General features: G+C 60.1%; 22 protein-coding genes. 9 read left to right on the top strand and 13 right to left on the bottom strand.

Features of this window, described 5'->3' with window-relative positions; all coding sequences use genetic code 11:
* Positions 1-131: 131 nt before the first annotated feature.
* The 8 genes from murB to JUI81_RS14340 form a co-directional block, all read right to left on the bottom strand.
* Positions 132-1151: a UDP-N-acetylmuramate dehydrogenase gene (murB, locus tag JUI81_RS14375; RefSeq protein WP_204124544.1), complete on the bottom strand. Its 1020-nt coding sequence runs from the start codon at positions 1149-1151 to the stop codon at positions 132-134.
* Entirely contained in the window at positions 1148-1612 is a 465-nt protein-coding gene (locus tag JUI81_RS14370) for a low molecular weight protein-tyrosine-phosphatase (RefSeq protein WP_019582718.1), read from the bottom strand. The genes murB and JUI81_RS14370 overlap by 4 nt, the downstream gene beginning before the upstream one ends.
* Positions 1612-2376: a 3-deoxy-manno-octulosonate cytidylyltransferase gene (kdsB, locus tag JUI81_RS14365; protein ID WP_204124543.1), complete on the bottom strand. Its 765-nt coding sequence runs from the start codon at positions 2374-2376 to the stop codon at positions 1612-1614. The genes JUI81_RS14370 and kdsB overlap by 1 nt, the downstream gene beginning before the upstream one ends.
* Positions 2373-2558 carry a Trm112 family protein gene (locus tag JUI81_RS14360; RefSeq protein ID WP_003179363.1) on the bottom strand — a complete coding sequence of 62 codons (186 nt, stop codon included), beginning with the start codon at positions 2556-2558 and terminating at the stop codon, positions 2373-2375. The genes kdsB and JUI81_RS14360 overlap by 4 nt, the downstream gene beginning before the upstream one ends.
* A gap of 25 nt (positions 2559-2583) precedes the next feature.
* Positions 2584-3594: a tetraacyldisaccharide 4'-kinase gene (lpxK, locus tag JUI81_RS14355; protein WP_019582716.1), complete on the bottom strand. Its 1011-nt coding sequence runs from the start codon at positions 3592-3594 to the stop codon at positions 2584-2586.
* Complete coding sequence (locus tag JUI81_RS14350) at positions 3594-4022, bottom strand: biopolymer transporter ExbD (protein ID WP_018926235.1); 429 nt, start codon at positions 4020-4022, stop codon at positions 3594-3596. Before JUI81_RS14350 ends, lpxK begins: the two co-directional genes overlap by 1 nt.
* Positions 4019-4654, bottom strand: coding sequence for a MotA/TolQ/ExbB proton channel family protein (locus JUI81_RS14345; protein ID WP_007941964.1), 636 nt, complete (start codon positions 4652-4654; stop codon positions 4019-4021). The genes JUI81_RS14350 and JUI81_RS14345 overlap by 4 nt, the downstream gene beginning before the upstream one ends.
* A gap of 97 nt (positions 4655-4751) precedes the next feature.
* Positions 4752-6986, bottom strand: coding sequence for a DNA internalization-related competence protein ComEC/Rec2 (locus tag JUI81_RS14340; RefSeq protein ID WP_204124542.1), 2235 nt, complete (start codon positions 6984-6986; stop codon positions 4752-4754).
* 136 nt (positions 6987-7122) lie between these two features.
* On the opposite strand from JUI81_RS14340, the gene JUI81_RS14335 reads away from it, so the two are divergent.
* A complete protein-coding gene (locus JUI81_RS14335; RefSeq protein ID WP_019582714.1) occupies positions 7123-7644 on the top strand; it encodes a DUF2062 domain-containing protein in 522 nt (173 codons plus the stop codon).
* Positions 7645-8417: 773 nt separating this feature from the next.
* On the opposite strand, the gene JUI81_RS14330 is transcribed toward JUI81_RS14335, so the two are convergent.
* From JUI81_RS14330 to JUI81_RS14315, 4 genes are all read right to left on the bottom strand, one after another.
* A complete protein-coding gene (locus tag JUI81_RS14330) occupies positions 8418-9197 on the bottom strand; it encodes an ABC transporter permease (RefSeq protein WP_018926238.1) in 780 nt (259 codons plus the stop codon).
* Positions 9194-10126 (bottom strand): ABC transporter ATP-binding protein, encoded by a 933-nt coding sequence (locus tag JUI81_RS14325; RefSeq protein ID WP_028938938.1) that lies wholly within the window; start codon positions 10124-10126, stop codon positions 9194-9196. The genes JUI81_RS14330 and JUI81_RS14325 overlap by 4 nt, the downstream gene beginning before the upstream one ends.
* Before the next feature lie 133 nt (positions 10127-10259).
* Positions 10260-10883, bottom strand: a complete 624-nt coding sequence (locus JUI81_RS14320; RefSeq protein WP_204124541.1) for a glutathione S-transferase family protein — start codon at positions 10881-10883, stop codon at positions 10260-10262.
* 43 nt (positions 10884-10926) lie between these two features.
* Positions 10927-11586 carry a transglutaminase family protein gene (locus JUI81_RS14315; protein ID WP_204124540.1) on the bottom strand — a complete coding sequence of 220 codons (660 nt, stop codon included), beginning with the start codon at positions 11584-11586 and terminating at the stop codon, positions 10927-10929.
* Positions 11587-11823: 237 nt separating this feature from the next.
* Here JUI81_RS14315 and JUI81_RS14310 point away from each other — a divergent pair, with 237 nt between their 5' ends.
* A complete protein-coding gene (locus tag JUI81_RS14310; RefSeq protein ID WP_204124539.1) occupies positions 11824-14280 on the top strand; it encodes an acyl-CoA dehydrogenase in 2457 nt (818 codons plus the stop codon).
* A gap of 108 nt (positions 14281-14388) precedes the next feature.
* On the top strand, positions 14389-14796 hold the full coding sequence (locus JUI81_RS14305; RefSeq protein WP_007938686.1) for a PA2817 family protein: 408 nt from the start codon (positions 14389-14391) through the stop codon (positions 14794-14796).
* Positions 14797-14865: 69 nt separating this feature from the next.
* Here JUI81_RS14305 and JUI81_RS14300 read toward each other — a convergent pair whose 3' ends face one another.
* A complete protein-coding gene (locus tag JUI81_RS14300; protein WP_204124538.1) occupies positions 14866-15864 on the bottom strand; it encodes a LysR family transcriptional regulator in 999 nt (332 codons plus the stop codon).
* A 90-nt stretch (positions 15865-15954) separates the two neighbouring features.
* Between JUI81_RS14300 and JUI81_RS14295 the strand changes: the two genes are divergently transcribed.
* The 6 genes from JUI81_RS14295 to JUI81_RS14270 all read left to right on the top strand — a co-directional run bounded on the left by JUI81_RS14295 (position 15955) and on the right by JUI81_RS14270 (position 21009).
* Positions 15955-16581: a hypothetical protein gene (locus JUI81_RS14295; protein ID WP_019581186.1), complete on the top strand. Its 627-nt coding sequence runs from the start codon at positions 15955-15957 to the stop codon at positions 16579-16581.
* Positions 16582-16672: 91 nt separating this feature from the next.
* The gene (locus JUI81_RS14290) at positions 16673-17443 is read left to right on the top strand and encodes a 2OG-Fe(II) oxygenase (RefSeq protein ID WP_019581187.1); all 771 of its coding nucleotides are present in this window, start codon (positions 16673-16675) and stop codon (positions 17441-17443) included.
* Between the two features lies 1 nt (position 17444).
* Positions 17445-18083 carry a LysE family translocator gene (locus JUI81_RS14285; protein ID WP_204124537.1) on the top strand — a complete coding sequence of 213 codons (639 nt, stop codon included), beginning with the start codon at positions 17445-17447 and terminating at the stop codon, positions 18081-18083.
* Between the two features lie 572 nt (positions 18084-18655).
* Positions 18656-19885 carry a type II and III secretion system protein family protein gene (locus tag JUI81_RS14280; RefSeq protein WP_028938934.1) on the top strand — a complete coding sequence of 410 codons (1230 nt, stop codon included), beginning with the start codon at positions 18656-18658 and terminating at the stop codon, positions 19883-19885.
* A 122-nt stretch (positions 19886-20007) separates the two neighbouring features.
* Positions 20008-20721, top strand: a complete 714-nt coding sequence (locus tag JUI81_RS14275; RefSeq protein WP_028938933.1) for a tetratricopeptide repeat protein — start codon at positions 20008-20010, stop codon at positions 20719-20721.
* A gap of 18 nt (positions 20722-20739) precedes the next feature.
* Positions 20740-21009, top strand: coding sequence for a DUF3613 domain-containing protein (locus JUI81_RS14270; protein WP_204124536.1), 270 nt, complete (start codon positions 20740-20742; stop codon positions 21007-21009).
* Positions 21010-21213: the final 204 nt, after the last annotated feature.

Here is a 21213-nt window from a genome sequence, read left to right as displayed (position 1 = left end):
GACGTCTGCACCGGGCCTTTGATGGAGCAAATGTTTGCATCGTTAGCTGGCTAAGTTAACTGAGCATTAACAAAAAAGCCCTGCACATTTGAAAATGTGCAGGGCTTTTTATTCAGCCTGAAAGCGTAGCCTCAATACTGGTTAGGTTCCATTTCCAGGTCGACCTTGAAACGCTCTGCAATGTCTTTCTGAATGCGCTGCGCCAGATTCAGCAATTGCAGGCCCGTTGCGCTGCCGTAGTTGACCAGCACCAGCGCCTGTAATTTATGCACACCGGCATCGCCGTCGCGAAAGCCTTTCCAGCCGGCCCGTTCGATCAGCCACCCCGCCGCCAGCTTCATTTGCCCATCGGGCTGCGCATACGCCACCAGATCCGGGTATTCACCCTTGAGTTGTGCCACAAGTGCGGCGGGCACCAACGGATTCTTGAAGAAGCTGCCGGCATTGCCGAGCACCGCCGGGTCCGGGAGTTTTTCGCTGCGGATGCTGCAAATGGCCTGGCTGACATCGGTCGGCGTCGGGTGATCGATGCCTTGTTCGGTCAGGCGCTGACGCACCGGGCCGTATTCCAGATGCAGGTGCGCGGTGCGCGCGAGGGTGAAACGCACCCGCAGGATCAACCAGCGCCCAGGCTCCTGCTTGAACAGGCTGTCGCGGTAGGCAAAGTTGCACTCGGCCAGCGTGAAGTCCCGCAGCTCGCCGGTCTGGCGATCGAGGGCTGTCAGGCCGGCGAATACGTCCTTTATCTCGACACCGTAAGCGCCGATGTTCTGCATCGGTGCCGCACCGACGGTGCCGGGGATCAGGCTGAGGTTTTCCAGCCCTGACCATCCTTGCGCCAGGGTGTGCTGCACAAACGGATGCCACGGCTCACCGGCCTCGGCTTCGATCACCACCTGGTTGCCGTCATCGCTCAGCAGGCGAATCCCCCGTGTGGCCATGCGCAACACCAGCGCCGGCACATCGGCGGTCAGCAGCAAATTGCTGCCGCCACCGATCACCAGCACCGGCACTTCGTGTTCCACCGCGTAGGCCAGGGCTTCGCGCACGTCGGCATCGCTATGGGCTTCGGCAAACAGCCGCGCCTGAACGTCCACGCCAAAGCTGTTGTACGGTTTGAGCGAAACCCGGGGTTGAACCTGCAAACTCATAACCGTCCCTTCAATTCGATCACCAGCAGATCGCTGGCGCGCTCGATCAGGTCCAGTACCTGTTCGAAGCCTTGGTCGCCGTCGTAATAAGGATCCGGCACTTCATCGACTTCCGACTGGTAGCGACGCAGGAACAAATCCAGCTCGGCCTTGCCCTTGGCCGGTTGCATGGCCTTGAGGTGGCGCAGGTTGCTGTTGTCCATCGCCAGAATCAGGTCGTAAGTGGCGAAATCGGCGCGGGTCACTTGCTGGGCGCGCTGGGCGGACAGGTCGTAGCCGCGCAGTTTCGCCGCAGCCTGGCTGCGCTTGTCCGGGGCCTTGCCGACGTGCCAGTCACCGGTGCCGGCGGAAGCCACTTCGACTTGATCGGCCAGCCCCGCCTCACGCAGCTTGCACCGCAATACGCCCTCAGCCGTCGGGGAACGGCAGATGTTGCCCAGGCAGACGAACAGGACCCGCATCAGGCCTCCAGCAGGCGACGAACGCGCTCGAGATCTTCAACGGTGTCGACGCCGGTGGGCGGTGCGATCAGCGCGTCGGCGACATGAATCCGCACGCCGTGCCACAGGGCACGCAGCTGTTCCAGAGATTCGGTGTTTTCCAACCAGCACGGGCCCCAGGTGACGAAGTCCTGAAGGAAGCCGGCACGGTAAGCATAAATGCCGATGTGACGGCGATATGGCACGCCTTCCGGCAATTGCTCGCGGCTCTTGGCAAACGCGTCCCGAGCCCACGGCAAGGTCGCACGGCTGAAGGTCAGCGCCAGGCCATTGAGGTCACTGACCACTTTGACCACATTGGGGTTGAACAGGGTTTCGACGTCTTCGATCGGCTCGGCCAGGGTGGCCATGCGTGCTTCGGTGTGAGCGGCCAGGTTGGCGGCGACCTGATCGATCACGCTTGGCGGGATCAACGGCTCGTCGCCCTGCACGTTGACCACGATGGCGTCGGGGGCCAGGCCCAGTTTCGCCGCCACTTCAGCCAGGCGATCCGTACCGGAGTTGTGATCTTCGCGGGTCAGCACCACTTCGGCGCCAAAGCTTTTGCAGGCCTCGACGATGCGCGCATCGTCAGTGGCAACCACCACGCGCTGGGCACTGCTTTTGCTCGCCTGTTCCCAGACGTGCTGGATCATCGGCTTACCGGCGATCAGCAGCAGCGGTTTGCCCGGCAGTCGGGTGGAGGCATAGCGCGATGGAATGACAACGGTAAAGGCTGTGGTCATTTATCCAGACGCTCATCGGTGGTCAGGGTGCGCGCTTCGCTTTCGAGCATCACCGGGATGCCGTCGCGAATCGGGTACGCGAGGCCGGCGCCCTTGCTGATCAGCTCGGTTTTGTCGGCGCTGAGCTTGAGCGGGCCTTTGCAGACCGGGCAAGCGAGGATGTCGAGCAATTTGGTGTCCATGTACATTCCCTGGATAGAAACGGAGTTAAGGCAAAAGACGAGCCGGCAACAGGCGCATCAGCTGCGTATCGAACCAGGCCACGAAGGCCGGCGATGGCGCAGCATCGACCGCCAGGTACCACCAATCGGCGGCGGCGAAGGCACGGCACTTCACCGCGTCCTTTTCTGTCATCACCACTGGCAATGACGGTGTGAAATTCAAAGCCTGCACGCTGTACTCGGCGTGGTCGGCAAATGCATGGGGCACTGGCCGCCAGTGTAGCGTTTCGAGGGTCGTGAAGAAACGCCGGGGATTGCCGATCCCGGCCACGGCGTGCAGGGCCTGACCAGCGGGAAAGTAGTCCAGAGGCCGCCGTTCGCCGCTGTGCAGGTTGACCAGTTCGGTGGGTTGCAACTGGAAGGCAAAACCGTCTTCGCGATCATTGGCAGCGCCGTTGTACAGCACCGCATCGACGCTTTGCAGGCGCTCGACCGGTTCGCGCAATGGTCCGGCGGGCAGACAACGGCGGTTGCCCAAGCCGCGAGCGGCGTCGATCAGCACCAGTTCCAGGTCTCGAGCCAGCCGGTAATGCTGCATGCCGTCGTCGGAAAGGATCAGGTCCAGCGGCTCACTCGCCAGCAAGGCTTTGACTGCGCGGCTGCGGTCCGGGTCGATCATCAGCGGCACGCCGGTGCGCTGGACGATCAACAGCGGCTCATCGCCCGCCACGTCCGCGCCTTGATCCGCTGTGACCCGCCACGGCAATTGCGGCGGTTTGGCGCCGTAACCACGGCTGACCACACCGACCCGCAGGCCGCTGCGCTGGCAGTGCTGGATCATCCACAGAATCAGCGGCGTCTTGCCCGTGCCGCCCACCGTGATGTTGCCGACCACGATCAGCGGCACCGGCGACCGATAGATCTCGCCCTCGCCCGCCAAAAAGCGCTCGCGCTTGCCAGTGACCACGCGTCGATACAGCCATTCAAGAGGCTGCAACAGCTTCAACGCCGGATGACCTTCGTACCACGCAGCGAGCAATCGATCGGACATGGCCATCAGGACGCCGGCGCCGCCTCGACAGTGGTCATGCGCAAGTGGCTGAAACCGAGCTTGCCGGCAGCGTCCATCGCGGTGATGACGGACTGATGGGGGGTTTTGCCATCGGCGCTGATGGACAACGGCAGATTGGTGTCGCCATTGGATTCTTTCTGTAGCGCTTCCATCAGGCTGGTCAGGTCGTTCTTCGGCAACAGCTGGTTGTTGACCGAATACGCCCCGTCGGCGCTGATGGCGATGTCCAGTTGCTTGAGCTGCTGGTCTTCGGCCGGGGAGCCGCTGACCGCTTCCGGCAGGTCGACGCGCAACTGGGTTTCACGGGTGAACGTGGTGGTCACGACGAAAAACAGCAACAGGATAAACACCACGTCGATCAGCGACGCGAGGTTGATGTCTACCGTTTCCCGTGGTTTACGACGGAATTTCACGCTTTACCCTCGGCCAGGTCCACGTCGCGATCGCCCTGTATGACCTCGACCAGTTTGATCGCCTCTTGCTCCATGCCCACCACCAGCTCATCGATCCGACGTTGCAGGAAGCGGTGGAAGAACACGGCCGGAATACCGACCATCAGGCCGGCGGCGGTGGTGATCAGTGCCTTGGAAATACCCCCGGCCAGCACCGCGGCGTTGGTGCCCATGCCCGTGCCCATGAACGCACTGAAAATATCGATCATGCCCAGCACCGTACCCAGCAGCCCCAGCAACGGGGCCATGGCGGCGATGGTGCCCAGGGCGTTGATGTAACGTTCGAGCTCATGAATCACCCGCGCGGCGGCCTCTTCGATGCACTCTTTCATGATCTCGCGACCATGCTTGGAGTTCGCCAGACCGGCGGCCAGGATCTCGCCCAGCGGGGAGTTGGCGCGCAGTTCCTTGAGCTTTTCTTTATTGAGTTGCTTGTCCTTGATCCAGACCCAGACCTGCCCGAGCAGGTGCTCCGGGGTCACGCGGCTGGCGCGCAGGGTCCAGAGACGCTCGGCGACGATCGCCATGGCCGCGATGGAACTCAGAATGATCGGCAGCATCATCCAGCCGCCGGATTTGACCAATTCCCACACAGTGACAGTCCCCTCGAAAAAGTGCGCCACTCTAACATAGGGGGTGAGCGCACCGAAGACCGCGATGTCGCATCCGGTCGGGGTTTGACGACGCTGGTTACTGGCGCAATGCTGGCGGATCGCGCCAGAAGCGCCGTTCCTGAAGCATCGTCCACGGTGGTTTGAAGCGCCCCAGTTGTAGACGAATGGCGCCCTCCTCCGCGCTGTCGTAGATCGCCATGCCACGTTTTTGATAGCGCGCCACGACCGCGGGATGAGGATGCCCGAAAGAATTGCCGTTGCCGCGAGAGATCAGCACGACTTTGGGTTGCAGAGCGCTGAGCAACGCCATCGAAGATGAACTGCGACTGCCGTGGTGCGGGGCCTGCAACCAGTCCGTCGGCACCGCCAGTGGACTGTCGAGCAGCGCCCGCTCGGCTGCGGTATCGATATCGCCGGTCAGCAGCAATCGTTCACCGTTGGCTTCGATCTGTAGCACACAGGATTTCTGATTGCTGTCACTGGCCGACGGCCACTGCCAGAGCTGGAACCGCACGTCGTCCCAAGTCCACTGTTGACCGCTCTCGCAGCCCTCGGCGTGTAGCTCGTCCGGCAGGGCCAGTGGATCGCCGCTCAGCACCCGCGTCACCGGCAATCCCCCGGCAATGACTCGCGCGCCACCAGCATGGTCGGCGTCGGCGTGGCTGATCAGCATCAGATCAAGTTCATTCACCCCCAGTTTGCGCAATGTTGGCAACACCACCCGCTCACCCAGGTCGATATCGCCGAACCGTGGCCCGGCGTCATACAGCAGTGTGTGATGGCGGGTGCGCACCAGAATGGCCAACCCCTGGCCGACATCCAGTTGCCAGATTTCGGCGACACCTTCAGGCAGCGTGTGCCGAGGCGGAACAACCAGCAACAGCAACAACAGCCAGCCCATCGGGCGCAACGGCACGCCCCTTGGCAGTAACAGCAGAAATGCGCCCAGCGTGCCGAATGCCCAAACCCACAACGGAACCGCCACCGGCACCCACGCGGGCAATTGCCCGGCCACCAACGCCAGCCCCTTGAACAAAAGGTCGATCAGACCGCCAGCCAACCACAGTAACCCCTCGCCCACATAGGGAATGGGCAACAGCAGCGTTCCGAGCAACGCCGGCGGCAAGACCAGCAGGCTGATCCAGGGCACCGCCAGCAGATTGGCCAGCGGTCCGCTGAGACTGATCGGCAACCCCAGCACCAACAGCAGCGGGCACAGACCGATCGCGATCAGCCATTGGGCGCGGGTCCAGGTTTGCCACCAACGCCACGGGCCCAATCGCCCGCCAAAGGTGAAAATCAGCACCGCTACTGCCGCAAAGGACAACCAGAAACCCGGTTGCAGGCTTGCCAGCGGGTCCAGCAGCAAAACACCGTCAAGCGCCAGCAACAGCGGCCACCAGGCGCCGAGGTGACGAAACCGTAGCCGCCACAACAACAGCAGACCAATCATCAGGCAGGCCCGACGCACCGGCACCTCGAAACCGGCCAGCAGCCCATAACCGAGCGCCGCCGCGAACGCCAGCCCACACGCCCATGGCAGCCACGGCAAGCGCCTGGGCCATAAGCCATAGCGCGCCAGCCCGGCGATCAGCAGATACACCAGCCCCGCCAGCAAACCAATGTGTTGCCCGGAAATCACCAACAGATGCACGGTGCCGGTGTCTTGCAGCACCTGCCAGTCCTCACGGCTCATCCCGGCGCCGTCCCCCAGCACCAACGCCGTCAGCGCCCCCGTTCGCCCCTGCGCATCCACGGCCTGCAAACGCTGACGAATGCCGTCGCGCCAGGCCCACCGCGCTTCCCCTAGTCGCTGACCGTCCTTGACGGTCCCGGTGGCGCCAATACGTTGGGCCAGCAACCAGGCGTCGTAATCAAAACCATGGGGGTTGAGCAGCCCGGCAGGACGCTTCAATTTGACTGCCAGCCGCCACTGCTCGCCACTGTTGACGGGCGGCCCGCCATACCAGGCCAGACGCAGGTGCCGAGGCAGTTGGGTGCGACGCGACTGACTGTCTGTCAGTTCGAAACGCACTACACCCTCGGCCTGCTGCGGCAAACCGGTGACACGACCTTCGACCCAGCGAGTCTCGCCATCGAGCTTCAGCGCCAGGCGATCATCCAGCGCCCACTGCGCATTCGCACACGCCCAACTGAAACCGAACAACCAAAATGCCAGTGGAAAGGTTCGAAACGGCAGCAACATCAAACCCACTACCGGCAACAACAGCCACAACCCTGCCGGCGGCAGGGCCGGCAAAAAACGCAGGGCCAGCAGACCCAACGCCAGCGCCATCATCCCTGTGCGCATAAGCCCGTCCTTGAGAGTCCCCTCCCTAGGCTTAGCCGTCGCGCCGCACAGGCGTCGTTAACAATTGTCACAAAGTCTGAATGGGCGGTTCGTAGAATCCAGACATACTTGCCGCCTTAACCGACCGAGAAGCCTTATGCCCCGGCGCTTATTCAAACGTTACATGCCAGACCCGACCAGTATCAGGGAACACAAATCCTTACGCTTTCTTGGCACCCTGCTGCATGACCCGAACCTCTGGCACCTCAATCGCCATTCCGTCGCGCGGGCCATGGCCGTCGGTCTGTTCGCGGCATTCCTGCCCATCCCGTTGCAAATGCTGCTGGCCGCCATCCTCTCCATCGTGGTGCGCGGCAACATGCCGATTGCCGTCAGCCTGGTCTGGCTGACCAATCCGATCACCATGCCGGCGGTGTTCTTCTGCACTTACCAGACTGGCGCCTGGCTGATGGACGTCCCCGCCAGGAGCTTGCCGGACGAGTTGACCTGGGCATGGATCAGCGGCGAACTCTCTACTTTGTGGCAGCCGTTTTTACTCGGCTCGGTGGTAACGGGGCTGGTGCTTGGGGCATTGGCTTATTGTCTGGTGATGATGTATTGGCGCTGGTGGGTGAGTCGGCAGTGGGCACGGCGTAAGCGCAGCCGGATGCAGGAATGAAAAACGGCCTCCACTTGGGAGGCCGTTTTTTTATGGCTTTTTGGTGGCGTACATATCCGTTTTTTCTGTAACGGCCACTTAGGGTTCCGCTCTTACAGCGGGTCACTTTCGAAAAGCGCGAAAGTAACCAAAGCGCTCTTGCCCCGCCATTCGGTGCCTCGCTTAGGCTCGGCATGCCCTCACTCCGGCATTACTCCGGGGGCCCGCCGCCATCGGCCATCCATGGCCGGGGGCGGCTACCGCGGCATCCTTGCCGCGGTGCCCCCTGCGCAATACCTGCGTTCGGCCTCTGGGAAAGGGGCGGTAGATCCAGATCCAAAGCCAAAGCCAAAGCAGAAGCCACAGCAAGATCAAAAGATCGCTGCCTCGCTTCGCTCGACAGCTCCTACAGGGAAATGTGTGCACGTGAGATCAGGTCGGCCGGTGGGCCGCCTTGCTTTTGATTTTGACGCACCGCCCCATCGAGAGGCCGAGTGGAGGTTCTGCGCAGTGGGCAACCCGGCATGGATGCCGGGTTAGCCGCCCCCGGCCATGGATGGCCGATGGCGGCGGGCCCACGGAGCAGGACCGGAGCGAGGGCATGCCGAGCCTAGGCGAGGCACCGAACGAAAGGGGCAAGAGCCCTTTGGTTACTTTGGGGCTTTTCCAAAGTGACTCGCTGTAAAAGCGAAACCGCCAGTCGCCATTACCGAAGAAACGGATATGCGCACCATCAATAAACACATTACCTGACACACAGCCTTCGCGAGCAACCAGCTCCCGCAGTGGAGGCGTCAGGTACGCATCCCACGCCCACTAACCAGCAACCGCGCACAACCGATGTACAACACAACAGTCGCTACCAGCATGAAAGCAATCGCCACGCTGATCTTGATGTCCGACACGCCGAGGATGCCGTAACGGAAGGCGTTGACCATGTGCAGCACCGGGTTGGCCAGCGAAACGGTCTGCCAGAACGGTGGCAACAAGCTGATCGAGTAGAACACCCCGCCCAGGTACGTCAGCGGTGTCAGCACGAAGGTCGGGATGATCGAGATGTCATCGAAATTGCGTGCAAATACCGCGTTGATGAAACCCAGCAACGAGAAGATCGTCGCCGTCAGCAGCACCACCAGAACGGTCACGCCCAGGTGATGCACCTGTAGCGTGGTGAAGAACAGCGACAGCAGCGTCACGATGAGCCCGACCATCAACCCGCGCAGCACGCCGCCCAGGGTGTAGCCGATCAGAATCGTATGGGGCGACACCGGCGACACCATCAGTTCTTCGATGGAGCGCTGGAACTTGCTGCCAAAGAAACTCGACACCACGTTGCCATAGGAGTTGGTGATCACCGACATCATGATCAGCCCCGGCACGATGTACTCCATGTACGTGAAGCCACCCATGCCGCCGATCTGCCGACCGATCAGATTGCCGAAGATCACAAAGTACAGAACCATGGTGATGGCTGGCGGCAGCAAAGTCTGCGGCCAGATCCGGGTGAAGCGCTTGACCTCACGGTAAACGATGGTATTGAGGGCGACGAGGTTGGGTTGCAGCTCGGAACTCATACCGCCACCTTCGACAGATTTTTCTCCACCAGGGACACGAACAACTCCTCAAGGCGATTGGTTTTGTTACGCAGGCTCAACACTTCGATGTTCTGCTGCGCCAACTGGGTGAACAGCGCGGTAATGCCCATGGCCTTGTCGACCTGGACTTCCAGGGTATGACTGTCGATCAGTTTGGCCGGGTAACCAAGCAACTGCGGCGCCACTTGCAAGGTGTTCTTCAGGTCCAGCAGGAACGTCTCGACATGCAGTTGGCTGAGCAACTGCTTCATGCTGGTGTTCTCGACAATGGTGCCGTGGTCGATGATGCCGATGTTGCGGCACAACTGCTCAGCCTCCTCCAAGTAGTGGGTGGTGAGGATGATGGTGATGCCTTTCTTGTTCAGTTCAGTGAGGAAGGTCCACATCGAGCGACGCAATTCGATGTCCACCCCCGCCGTCGGTTCGTCGAGGATCAACAGGCGTGGTTCGTGGACCAGCGCCCGGGCGATCATCAGTCGGCGCTTCATGCCGCCGGACAGGGAGCGCGACGGCACATCACGCTTGTCCCACAAACCCAGTTGGGTCAGGTACTGCTCGGCGCGTTCCTTGGCGATTTTCGGCGGGATGCCGTAGTAACCAGCCTGGGTCACGACGATGTCGAAGGTCTTTTCGAACTGGTTGAAGTTGAACTCCTGGGGCACCACACCAATGCAGCGCTTGAGCGCCGCTGGTTCCTTGTCCAGGTCGTGACCGAACACATTCACCGTGCCGCTGGTCTTGTTCACCAGGGTCGAGAGAATGCCGATGGTTGTGGATTTGCCGGCGCCGTTCGGGCCGAGCAAGGCGAAAAAGTCACCTTCGGCGACGTCCAGATCGATACCACTCAAGGCCTGGAAACCGTTGCCGTAGGTTTTGGTTAGCTGCCGGATGGACAGAGCGGAACTCATATCGGATTTACGCACCAAGAAGGGAAGAAAGGAATAAATAAGGGCGGGCGGCGATCAATGCAACCGCGGCGCATGAGCGCAATGGTGCTTGTCGCCGTCACACAAGTACAGTTAAGCGTGTCGATAGTGAGTATTAAGTCAACGCGGTCATGACGGCTTTGCGATACGCCGGACGCTGTTTCAACCGCGCGTACCAGGCTTCGAGATGAGGCTGCGGCACGCGCTCGATCGGCATCTCGAACCAGGCATAAATGAAGCTGCCCAAGGGAATGTCGCCCATGCCGATCTCATCGCCCGACAGGTATGGTTTAACCGCCAGCGCTTGATCGGCCATCGACAGCAGATCGTCGCACTCCTTGATCGCAGCCTTGATGGCCGGCCAGTCCTGCTGCTCTTGCGGGGTGCGCAACACGCCCCAGAACACCGTGCGAAACGGCGCGGCAAAACTTGAGGTGGTCCAGTCCATCCACTTTTCGGCCGAGGCACGGGCTTGCAGGTCCGTCGGATACCAGGCAGTGCCGCTGGCATGGCGAGCCATCAGGTAACGCACGATGGCGTTGGATTCCCACAGCACGAAGCCGTCGTCTTCGATCACCGGCACGCGACCGTTGGGATTCATCGCCCGGTACTCAGGCGTATCGACCACGCCAAAGGCACCGCCGGCATCGATGGCTTCATAGGCCAGGCCCAGCTCTTCGGCGGCCCACAATGGTTTTCTGACATTCGACGAATTTTCCCGACCCCAGATCTTCAGCATGACCGCTCCTTGTTGAATGAATGCGCAGGCAGCATACGCCGGATCAGACGCGACTCAAATCGCTCTGCATATCACCCAGCAGCACCGGCACTTGCTCACCGAACAGATGCGGATAGCACTTTTCCAGGTGCTCGAAAAAAAACGCTTCAGGCACATCGGTGAACTGGCCGTGATCGACCAGGTACTCCATCAGCTGCTCGCCGTCACGGTTGAAGGGATGGAACACGCTGTCATTGATCCCGTCGAATTCCAGCGGCGCGACATTGAACAATTCGCACAGTTGTTGATTGAAAGCCGGCGTGGCTTTAACCCAACGCTCGTTCAAATAAAGCTCGGTGTAGCCGTGCATGGCGAACACATCACTCTTGAGCAGTTCGAGCAGGCGTGGCGTCGACAGGTGATTGCGCACATCCGCCAGACCGATACGCGCCGGGATCCCGCAATGCCGAGCGCAACCTGCCAGCAGCGTGGCTTTGGGCACGCAATAACTCTCCCCGGCCGCCAGCGCATAGCTGCCGCGCAAGGTCTGCGGATCACGGCTGAAGGTGTAGGGGTTGTAGCGCACGGCCTCGCGCACGGCGTAATAGAGATTGATCGCCTGCTCCAACGGATCGCGCCCGGCGCCACGATGTTTTTCGGCGAACTCCACCACCGAGGGATGGTCACTGTCGATGAAGCGGCCGGGGCTCAGATACGCGTGCATGGGAGCAATCTCCTGGGGGAAGCCACGAGTCTAGCGACACCTTCAGCACAGAGATAACGACGTTTCGGCCAAATATCAGCGCTTGCCCGCCCTGTTGACGAGCCCTCCATCGAAATAACTGACGAAGTCCGGCCGTTTCGTCCTACAAGCTCAACCCGATCGCTCCGACCACCCACTTTTATGGATGCCGTCTAAGCTCTGAGAGTGGTTTTGCCCCTGGCTTCAGGAGAATTAATTATGCTGCTGTTGTGGATACTGGTTCTGGTGGTCGGGATTGCCTGGCTGGCACATCGCCGCACCGCACCTCTGCCCGCTTTGGGCATCATCGCTGTCTATCTGCTGGCGATGGGCATCTTCAGACATGCGAGCCATGCCCCCGTCTGGCTGCTGCTGATTTTCTGGGTGTTACTCGCGGCCGTGGCCGCCCCCCTGTTGCTGCCGGACCTGCGCCGAAAACTGTTCACGGCGCCCATATTCAACTGGTTTCAAAAAAACCTGCCGCCCATGTCGCAAACCGAGCGTGAAGCCATTGAAGCCGGCACGGTCTGGTGGGATGGCGAGCTGTTCAGCGGTCGTCCGGACTGGAACAAGCTGCTGGCCTATCCAAAAGCGCAACTGAGTGAAGAGGAACAGGCGTTTATCGATGGCCCGACCGAAGAACTCTGCGCGATGGTCACCGATTGGCAGATCAGCCAGTTGATGGACCTGCCACCCAAGGCCTGGGATCACATCAAGCAGCATGGCTTTTTTGCCCTGATCATTCCCAAGGAGTACGGCGGCAAAGGCTTCTCGGCGTATGCCCACTCCCAGATCGCGATGAAACTGGGAACCCGCAGCGGCGACCTCGCTTCCACCGTCATGGTGCCCAACTCCCTCGGCCCGGCGGAACTGCTGCTGCATTACGGCACCGACGAACAACGCAATCATTACCTGCCACGGCTGGCCCGCGGCGACGATATCCCCTGCTTTGCCCTGACAGGCCCGATGGCCGGTTCCAACGTCGGGGGCATGACCGACACCGGAGTGATCTGCAAAGGTGAATGGGAAGGCCAGGAAACCCTCGGCCTGCGCCTGAACTGGGAAAAACGCTACATCACCCTCGGTCCGGTGGCGACCTTGATCGGCCTGGCCTTCAAGGCCTATGACCCGGATCATCTATTGGGTGACAAAGTCGACCTGGGGATCAGTCTCGCATTGATTCCAACCCAGACCCCCGGTGTAGAAATCGGCCGCCGTCACTTGCCGCTGGGCGCCGCCTTCATGAACGGCCCGAACGCCGGCAAGGATGTGTTCATACCGCTGGAGTTCATCATCGGCGGTCAGGAAATGCTCGGCGAAGGCTGGATGATGCTGATGAACTGCCTGTCGGTCGGGCGTTCCATTTCGCTGCCTGCCATCGGTACTGCCGCGGGCAAGTTCAGCAGCCTGGTGACAGGCCAATATGCGCAGGTTCGCGAGCAATTCAACGCACCGCTGTCAGCCTTCGAAGGGATTCAGGAAGCACTGGCGCGGATCGGCGGCAGTACCTGGCTGATGGACAGCGCGCGGATGCTCACCGCCAACGCCGTCGACCTCGGCGAAAAGCCGTCGGTGCCCTCCGCCATCATCAAATACCACCTCTCCGAACGCGGTCGCGAGTGCATCAGTCACGCCATGGATGTTCACGGCGGCAAGGCCATCATCATGGGCCCGAACAACTATCTGGCGCGTAGCTGGCAAGGTGCGCCCATTTCCGTCACGGTCGAAGGTGCGAACATCCTGACACGCAACCTGATGATCTTCGGCCAGGGCGCTATTCGCTGCCATCCGTACGTGCTCAAGGAAATGGCCCTTGTCCACCGCGAAGACAAACAACAGGCGTTGATCGAATTCGACGCCCTGCTGCTCAATCACATTGGTTTTGCCGTGAGCAACGCCGCCAGCACCCTGGTGCTGAACCTTGGCTTCGGGCATTTCGAACACATGCCTGGGGACAAGCTCAGCCAACGCTACGTGCGCGCCCTCAACCGTCAGGCCGCGGCTTTTGCCATGCTTGCAGACCAGTGCATGATGCTGCTGGGCGGCGATCTGAAACGCCGCGAACGCTTGTCCGCACGTCTGGGCGATGTGCTCAGCTACCTGTATCTGGCCTCCGCGGCGCTCAAGCGTTATCACGATCTCGATTCGCCGGAGCATATGCACCCGCTGTTCGCCTGGGCCATGGAAGAGAGCCTCGGCCAGTCCGAACGTGCGCTGGACGAACTGCTGACCAATTTCCCGAACAAGGTACTCGGCTGCCTGCTGCGAGTGATGGTGTTCCCGTTCGGTCGCCGGCACAAAGGCCCGTCGGACAGGCTGGCGGCCAAAGTCGCCGCAGTCCTCGGCCGCGCCAAGGGCGATCCGACCCTTGAGGAGTTATTGGCGGGCTGCTATCGCCCGCAATCGACAGAGGATCCGGTCGGCGCCCTGCAGCACGCCTGCGACTTGCTGAACGCCGCCAAACCGCTACAGAAAAAACTCAACACGGCGCTGAGAAGTCGCCAGGTCAAACCCACTGTCGGGGAGTCGGTCATCGATGCCGCACTGGAGGCTGGCGTCTTGCAACCGGTTGAGGCCGAGACCTTGCGTGAAGTGGAGGTGGCGCGGCGCAAGGTGATCGACGTCGATGATTTCGACAAACAGGTGCTGGTGCTGGGCAAGGGCAAGGTCCGCTGATCCAGAGGACCGTGTGTCGCCTTACCATCATGGGGCGCTTTACCCTGTGAAAAAAGGGCGCGGGAGCTTTATACTCCTGCGCCCGTTTTGCTCTTGAGGACTTATCTCGTGTCCAATGTCGTTGCCGATCATCTCGTCTTGCTCGACCACCTGCGCAGTATCCTGGTCGCCGTAGGTGAGGCCGAACAGGTTCCCGAAGAAAGCCATGCCTTGTTCCTGGAGCGCTTCGACGAACTGCGTGCGTTGCTGCCGGTCGACCCGATCGAAAGCCAATACCTGGGCCAGGACATCCTGTGCCAGATCATCACCCGCTACCCGCAAATCGCCCACCTGGTGCCGCGCGATCTGCTGTGGTACTTCGCCGGTGACTGCCTGCATTACATGCCCGATGATGAAATCGACCTGTACCAGGCGCTGGAAGAACGTCGCTTCGAAGCCGAACAGAACGATGAACCGTTCGACTGGAATCAGGAAAAACAGCTGCTGGCGATGTCGAATCAGGACAGCAAGCACTGATCTCCAATCAGTAACGCAAAAGGCCCGCATGGTTAATCATGCGGGCCTTTTTTGTTGGCCGGGTAAAGATCAAAACAACCCATCACTCTCCGGCAACTCATACGCTGCCACGCCCTTGCCCATCGCGCTTGGCTTGCCCGGATTGCTCAAGGTCGGCTCCTTCTCCAGGCATTCCACCAGATAGTCGATGAATACCCGTAACTTGGGCGGCAGATAGCGGGTGGGCGAATGCAGCAGCCAGGCGCCTCCGTGGTAGGACGCCAGAAAGGTCCAGTCCGGCAATACCTGCACAATCAGCCCCTGTTCCAGCGCATAACGGGCGGTGAAGTACGGCAGGCTACCGATCCCGATGTGTTGCAATACCGCGCCCAATCGCACGCCCGTGTGATTGGCGGCGTAACGTCCGCGCACACCGACGGTCACGGCTTTACTGCCTTTCTTGAACTTCCAGCGCGCATCGCTCGGGGTTTCGCCCAGATAGATGCAGCTGTGATTGAGCAAGTCGTGGGGATGAGTCGGTGTGCCGTGCTCGGCCAGGTACTGCGGCGTGGCGCAGAGCAAATGGTCGATGGTCAGCAATTGCCGCCCCACCAGCCCCGCAGGGGGCCGATCGGTAATACGGATGGCCAGGTCGACGTTGTCATCGATCAAATCCACTTGGCGGTCCTCGAGCAACAACTCCACATCCACTTTGGGATAACGCCGCAGAAACTCCGGCATATGCGGATGAATCACAAATCGCCCGACGGCCTTGGGCACGCTGACGCGCACCAGCCCTTCCGCTTCCTGGGTGAACTGACCGCTGATTTCCATCACCGACTTCGCCGCGCTGACCATCTCCTGGCAGCGCTTGAACACCTCTTCGCCACCGTCGCTGAGGCGTAGCTTACGCGTGGTTCGTTGCAGCAAGCGCGTGGCAAGCGCCTTCTCCAGCCGCGAAATGCTGCGACTCACCGCCGAGGGTGAAGCCCCCAACTGACGCGCCGCTTCGGAGAAACTGCCGGTTTCGACAACCTTGACGAAAATAGCCATTTCACCGAGCAACGGCAGGGGAAGATTTATGCTCACAGCGCAACAGTCCTTTGATGGTTGAACGGATTATCACGCAATTCCACGGTTCATATAATAAAAATAGAAACTTTAATAAGGGCATGGAATATGACGCTTCGCCTCTTTTTCCATAGTGATGACCTCAGGGCCAATGTGGAAGTCCTGGATTGCACGCCCTATGAGAACGAGTTCGCCGTGGTGCTGCGCGCCACTCTGTTTCACCCCCAGGGCGGCGGGCAACCCTGTGATACCGGCTGGATCGGCGAAAGCCAGGTGCTGCGCGTGGTGCACGAAACGGAGCGGATCATCCATTTCGTCGACCACCCGGTAAAACTCGGCATGATCCAGATTCGGGTCGACGAGCAACGCCGCCAGTTCAATACGCGCATGCATTCGGCGGGGCATCTGATTGGTCACTTCGTCCAGGCCTTGGGCTGGATGCCGATCAAGGCTCATCACTGGCCGGATGAAGGACGTGTGCAATTCAAACCGGGCGATGGCGCGCAGGAGGTTGATGCCCAGACGATTCAGCACGGCATCAAGCAATGGATCGCCCATGATCTGCCGCGCTTGACGTCGTTGCGCGAAGGCGCCCGTGAAATCGGTTTCGGTGAGCTGCCCGCCTACGGCTGCGGCGGCACCCATGTACGCAGCCTGAAGGATTTAGGCATGGTCACAATCGCTTCCCTTTCGCAGAAAAAGGGAACGTTGTCAGTCCACTACCACGTGGATTGAGCCTTTGGGCGATGTCGACCTCGTCATCGCCTGACGCCGGGGGGCCTGTGTTCACGGGCTCTGTTGACTATCTGATAGATGGACCTAAGACATGATGCTTGACGTCGAGCGTCTCGATGAGACGTGCATACAAAAACTGGCCAACGAAGAAGTCCTCGCCATCCGCGTCAGAGGCTTGTTGCCTCGGCCACTGGCGATCCAGATCGGCGACAAGATCCTCGCCCCCGGCTTTGAAGGCTACATCAACGCACCGAGCATCGGTCGCATCGGCATGGCGTTTTACGAAGCGGAAAACCAGCCACTGCTGATCGAAGACTATTTCGAGCGCGCCACCAGCAACATCGCCGAGTTGCGCAGCCGTTGTGCGCCCTACTCCTCGCCTGTCGACACCCTGCGCTGCATGCTCGATGAGTCCTGGCCGGCGGGGGCGCACCTGGAAAACCTCTATGGCCGCAAGATGTATGTGGGGCTATCGCGCGTGGTCAAACCCGGCGTGTGCTTCCTCGCCCATCACGACATTTTCGCCAAGGACGCCCCGGACAGCTTCCAGGCCAGAAGCCTGGAAGCGCAGTTCGCCTGCAATGTTTACCTGAACATGCCGACCGAGGGCGGCGCCTTGCAGATGTGGGACCACGACATTTCCCCGGACCAGTTCGACGAGATGCGTGGCGACAGTTACGGCATCGATCCGGCCTTGCTCGGCCCTCCGACCCTGGAGATTCGCCCTGAGCCCGGTGATTTCATCATGTTCAATTCACGCCGCATGCACTCGGTGACACCAGGTGTGGACGATCCGCGATTGAGCCTTTCTTTCTTTGTCGGCTACCGCGGCAATGCTTCCCCCCTGACTTTCTGGAGTTGAGATGTTTTCGAATTACCTGGGCGAGTTTCTGGCGCTGGCAACCATCCATTTTCTGGCCGTGGTAGCTCCCGGTCCGGATTTCGCCGTGACCATCCGCCAAAGCGTGCGTTTCGGGCGTTTAGTGGGCATCTGCACGGCGCTGGGCATCGGCGCGGGCATTTCCGTGCATGTGCTGTACACCTTGCTCGGCGTCGGCGCATTGATGCACACCACGCCTTGGCTATTGACGGTGGCCAAGGTGATCGGGGGGGCCTACATTTTGTACCTCGGTGTGAGCCTGTTGCGCAGCAAACCCAAAGTGGCGATTGAAGGCGACAACGGCGCAGCAGCGTCAACTGAGCAGCAGACCCTGTTCAAGGCCTTCAGCACGGGGTTTCTGACCAACGCCACCAACCCCAAGGCTACGCTGTTCTTTCTGGCGATCTTCACCACCCTCATCAGTGCCACGACACCACTGCAGATTCAGGCGCTGTACGGGTTGTGGATGTGTTTCGTGAACGCCCTGTGGTTCGTGATCGTGGCCCTGTTCTTTTCCTGCGCCCGGGTGCGACTGCTGTTCATGCGTATGGGGCACTGGTTCGAACGAACCATGGGGGTGATCCTTATTCTGTTCGCCGGACGCCTGATTCTGTCCATGTAAGCCCTGCCGCCTTAGTTGCCTCGCCGAACCGCATTTTTTTGCCGCTCCAACGCCAGCAACATGGCTATCTCCACACTCTGCCCTGAAAGTTTTGTTTTAAATCGTGGCGCTTTGCTTTGTTTGAACTACCTTCAAACAAGAAGAAGTCATAACGGTTTGAATTTTGACGTTAGGTTCAGAGATCAGATAGCGAATTGGCAAAAGGAGTTACCTCACTATGATCCTGACAGGCGTTTACCGGCGCAGAGCTGTGATTGCCGGTTGCTTTTTAGGGGAGTCAGGTTGGCGGGAAGTGCCGCCTATAACCGCGATGGTTGTCGAGCCTGAGCCTGCCGCTCGGGTCGGCAGCCCAGGTATCTGGATCACTAAAAGCCGTTTTAGAAGGTCGCTCGCTGTTCATTCGGATCAGCGTATTGCACCTGCTTGCGTGTAGCACCAAGGAATATTGCCGGGGGCATTGGTCATTAGTGGTGAGTGCTCTGGCGAGGTTGAGGGTCGACTCAGGCCCCCTGTAGTGATCCGAGGCAACTTGGTTTGCCTTGTAGATGGCCTATTCAGCGAGGATGCACTTAATGAGCTATCGTACCGTGCCCGCTTTCAAGCGAATTATCCATGGCCTGTTCTGGATGGGCCTCAGCGTGGACGCGGCTCAGGCCGCGGCGGCCAATTGTTCGCAGATGGACAGTATGCCGACAACGTTCGAGGTCGGTCAGGGGCTTCAGAGTGAACTGCACACACCGGTTCCGGTGACGCAATTGGCCGTGGGTGACCCGAAAATTGCCGATGTGCAACCCAGCGGCAACAATCCCAGCGCCTTCATACTCACCGGTCTGACACCGGGAGCCACCAGCCTGATGGTCTGGACCTCCTGTTCGAAAACACCACGCCAAAGCATGGTGTTCGTCAAGGGCCGGGCCACCGCGGCGCTGACCAGCGTGTCGACGGGACCTACCGAAGACCCGATGCTGCCAAGCCAGGTGCAAACCGATATTCGCTTCGTTGAAGTCAGCCGGACCAAACTCAAGGAAGCCTCAGCGTCTATTTTCGGCACCCGTGGCAACTTCCTGTTCGGCTCGCCGAGAACCTTGCCTACCATCGGCGGCATCGTTACGCCGTCATTGCCGGTGAACAACGATAATTTCAACCTCTCTTTTGCGACCGGCAATACCCTGGTGGCGATCAACGCGCTGGAAGGCAGCGGTTTCGCCTATACCCTGGCGCGACCAAGCCTGGTGGCGCTCAGCGGGCAGAGTGCGAGCTTCCTGGCCGGCGGTGAAGTACCGATTCCGGTGCCCAGTTCGGGCAGCGATAACATCTCCATCGAGTACAAGGAGTTCGGTATCCGCCTGACCCTGACGCCAACCATCATCGAGAAAAACCGTATTGCCCTTAAAGTGGCGCCGGAAGTCAGTGAACTGGACTTCACCAACGCCGTAAGCATCGCCGGCACGATAGTTCCGGCGCTGACCATACGCCGTACCGACACCAGCATCTCCCTGGCCGACGGCGAAAGCTTCGTCATCAGCGGCCTGATCAGTACCCGCAACAATTCCCAGGTGAACAAATTCCCGGGGCTGGGCGATATCCCGATTCTGGGCGCGTTCTTCCGCGACAACACCATCAACCGTGAAGAGCGCGAACTGCTGATGATCGTCACCCCGCATCTGGTCCAGCCCCTGGCGGCCAATGCACAACTGCCGTCATTGCCTGGCGAGCAGCTGCGCAATTACGACCCGAACTTCTACCGCATGTTCTTCCTCGAAAATGGTGATTTCGACAGTAAGAGCGGGCTCTCACAATGAACCGGAGCCAGACGCTGAACCGGGCTTTCGCCCTCACTCTTAACGGTGATCTTGAGCGCTTGGTGGGCCAGCTGTATTGCCATTGGCCAGGCGTTCAACGTGTTGTAGCCAGAGGACACTCGATGAAAGCAGTCATTGCAATAACGGCGACATTGATGCTCGCAGGTTGTGCCACCAATGGCCTGTCTTCGCGACCGGCTGTCTGTGCCAAACCCAGTTCGGAGCAAGAGCTGGCCCTGAATCTGGCTGACAACATGGTCAATGAGGGCCGTTTGTATGCCAGCCTGGCGAATCTTGAAGGTTTGCCCGATGACCTGGTCCAGGTTCGCCTGCGAAAGGCTCGGGTGCTGCGCTTGATGGGGCGTAAAGATGCGGAGCCGTTGTATCAAAGCTTGCTCGGCACCTGTCTGGCCCCTGAAGGGGAACATGGCCTGGGCCAGTTGGCCGCGGCTAAAAATGATAACGCCACCGCTGCCACTCACCTTGAGCGAGCGGTGAAGATGTCCCCCACCGACGACAAGATGCGCAATGACCTGGGGGTCGTCTACCTCAATCAGCGACGGATCCCTGAAGCACGCTTCGAGTTCATGACGGCCATGGAGCTCAAGCAGGCGGATTCTCTGGCGGCACTCAACATGGTGACGCTGCTGATTTATCAGGACAACTGGAAGGCGGCTGCCGAACTCGCAAACCGCGCCAGCTTGAGTCCCCAGCAAGTCGCAGAGGCTCAAAACCGCGCGGAAAAACTCAAGGCCTCTGCTAAAAAAGCGGTGGCTTCCGAGGGGAATCGTAAGGCTGAGGTAGCCGATGCCTCACCCAGTGCTGCGATCAAGTAGAACGTACGAGGAGTCGAGATGAATACCAAAAGGCTGTTGATTGTGTGCATGGCTTGCCTGTCCACTAGTGCCTGGGCTATTGAGCCGGGTCCCTCCTCGGCGCCGCAAAAAGGCACCGAACAGTGGATGCAGCTACAGATTCGTGGCGTGGTTGCCTCCCCTTTTCGGCAAACTGCATCGGTCACCGAGCGTGACCTGGCCTTCCAGCGTTGGCTGAACAGCTTCACCCACCCGATTCCGGAACTCTTTGAACAGAATGCGGCGGGGAAAATGACCCCCGGCAACTGAGGTACGTTAATGGGTGATTCGCCTCTGGCGTCGTTAAGAGTGGCCCGGCTGTAAAGCCGGGCTTGATGACGTCTGCAGGAAAGCATTGGCATCTACACACTTTTCAGTTCTGACCGAATCCCCCCGTAGGAGCGCAATGCTGTTCACTTAAGCCGTATGCGATCCGTAGCAGCTGTCGAGCCTGCGAGGCTGCGTTCGGCTGCG

Origin of the sequence: Pseudomonas sp. 008, assembly GCF_016861935.1 — a bacterium.
Lineage (GTDB): Bacteria > Pseudomonadota > Gammaproteobacteria > Pseudomonadales > Pseudomonadaceae > Aquipseudomonas.
This window is presented reverse-complemented; position numbering and strand designations above follow the sequence as displayed.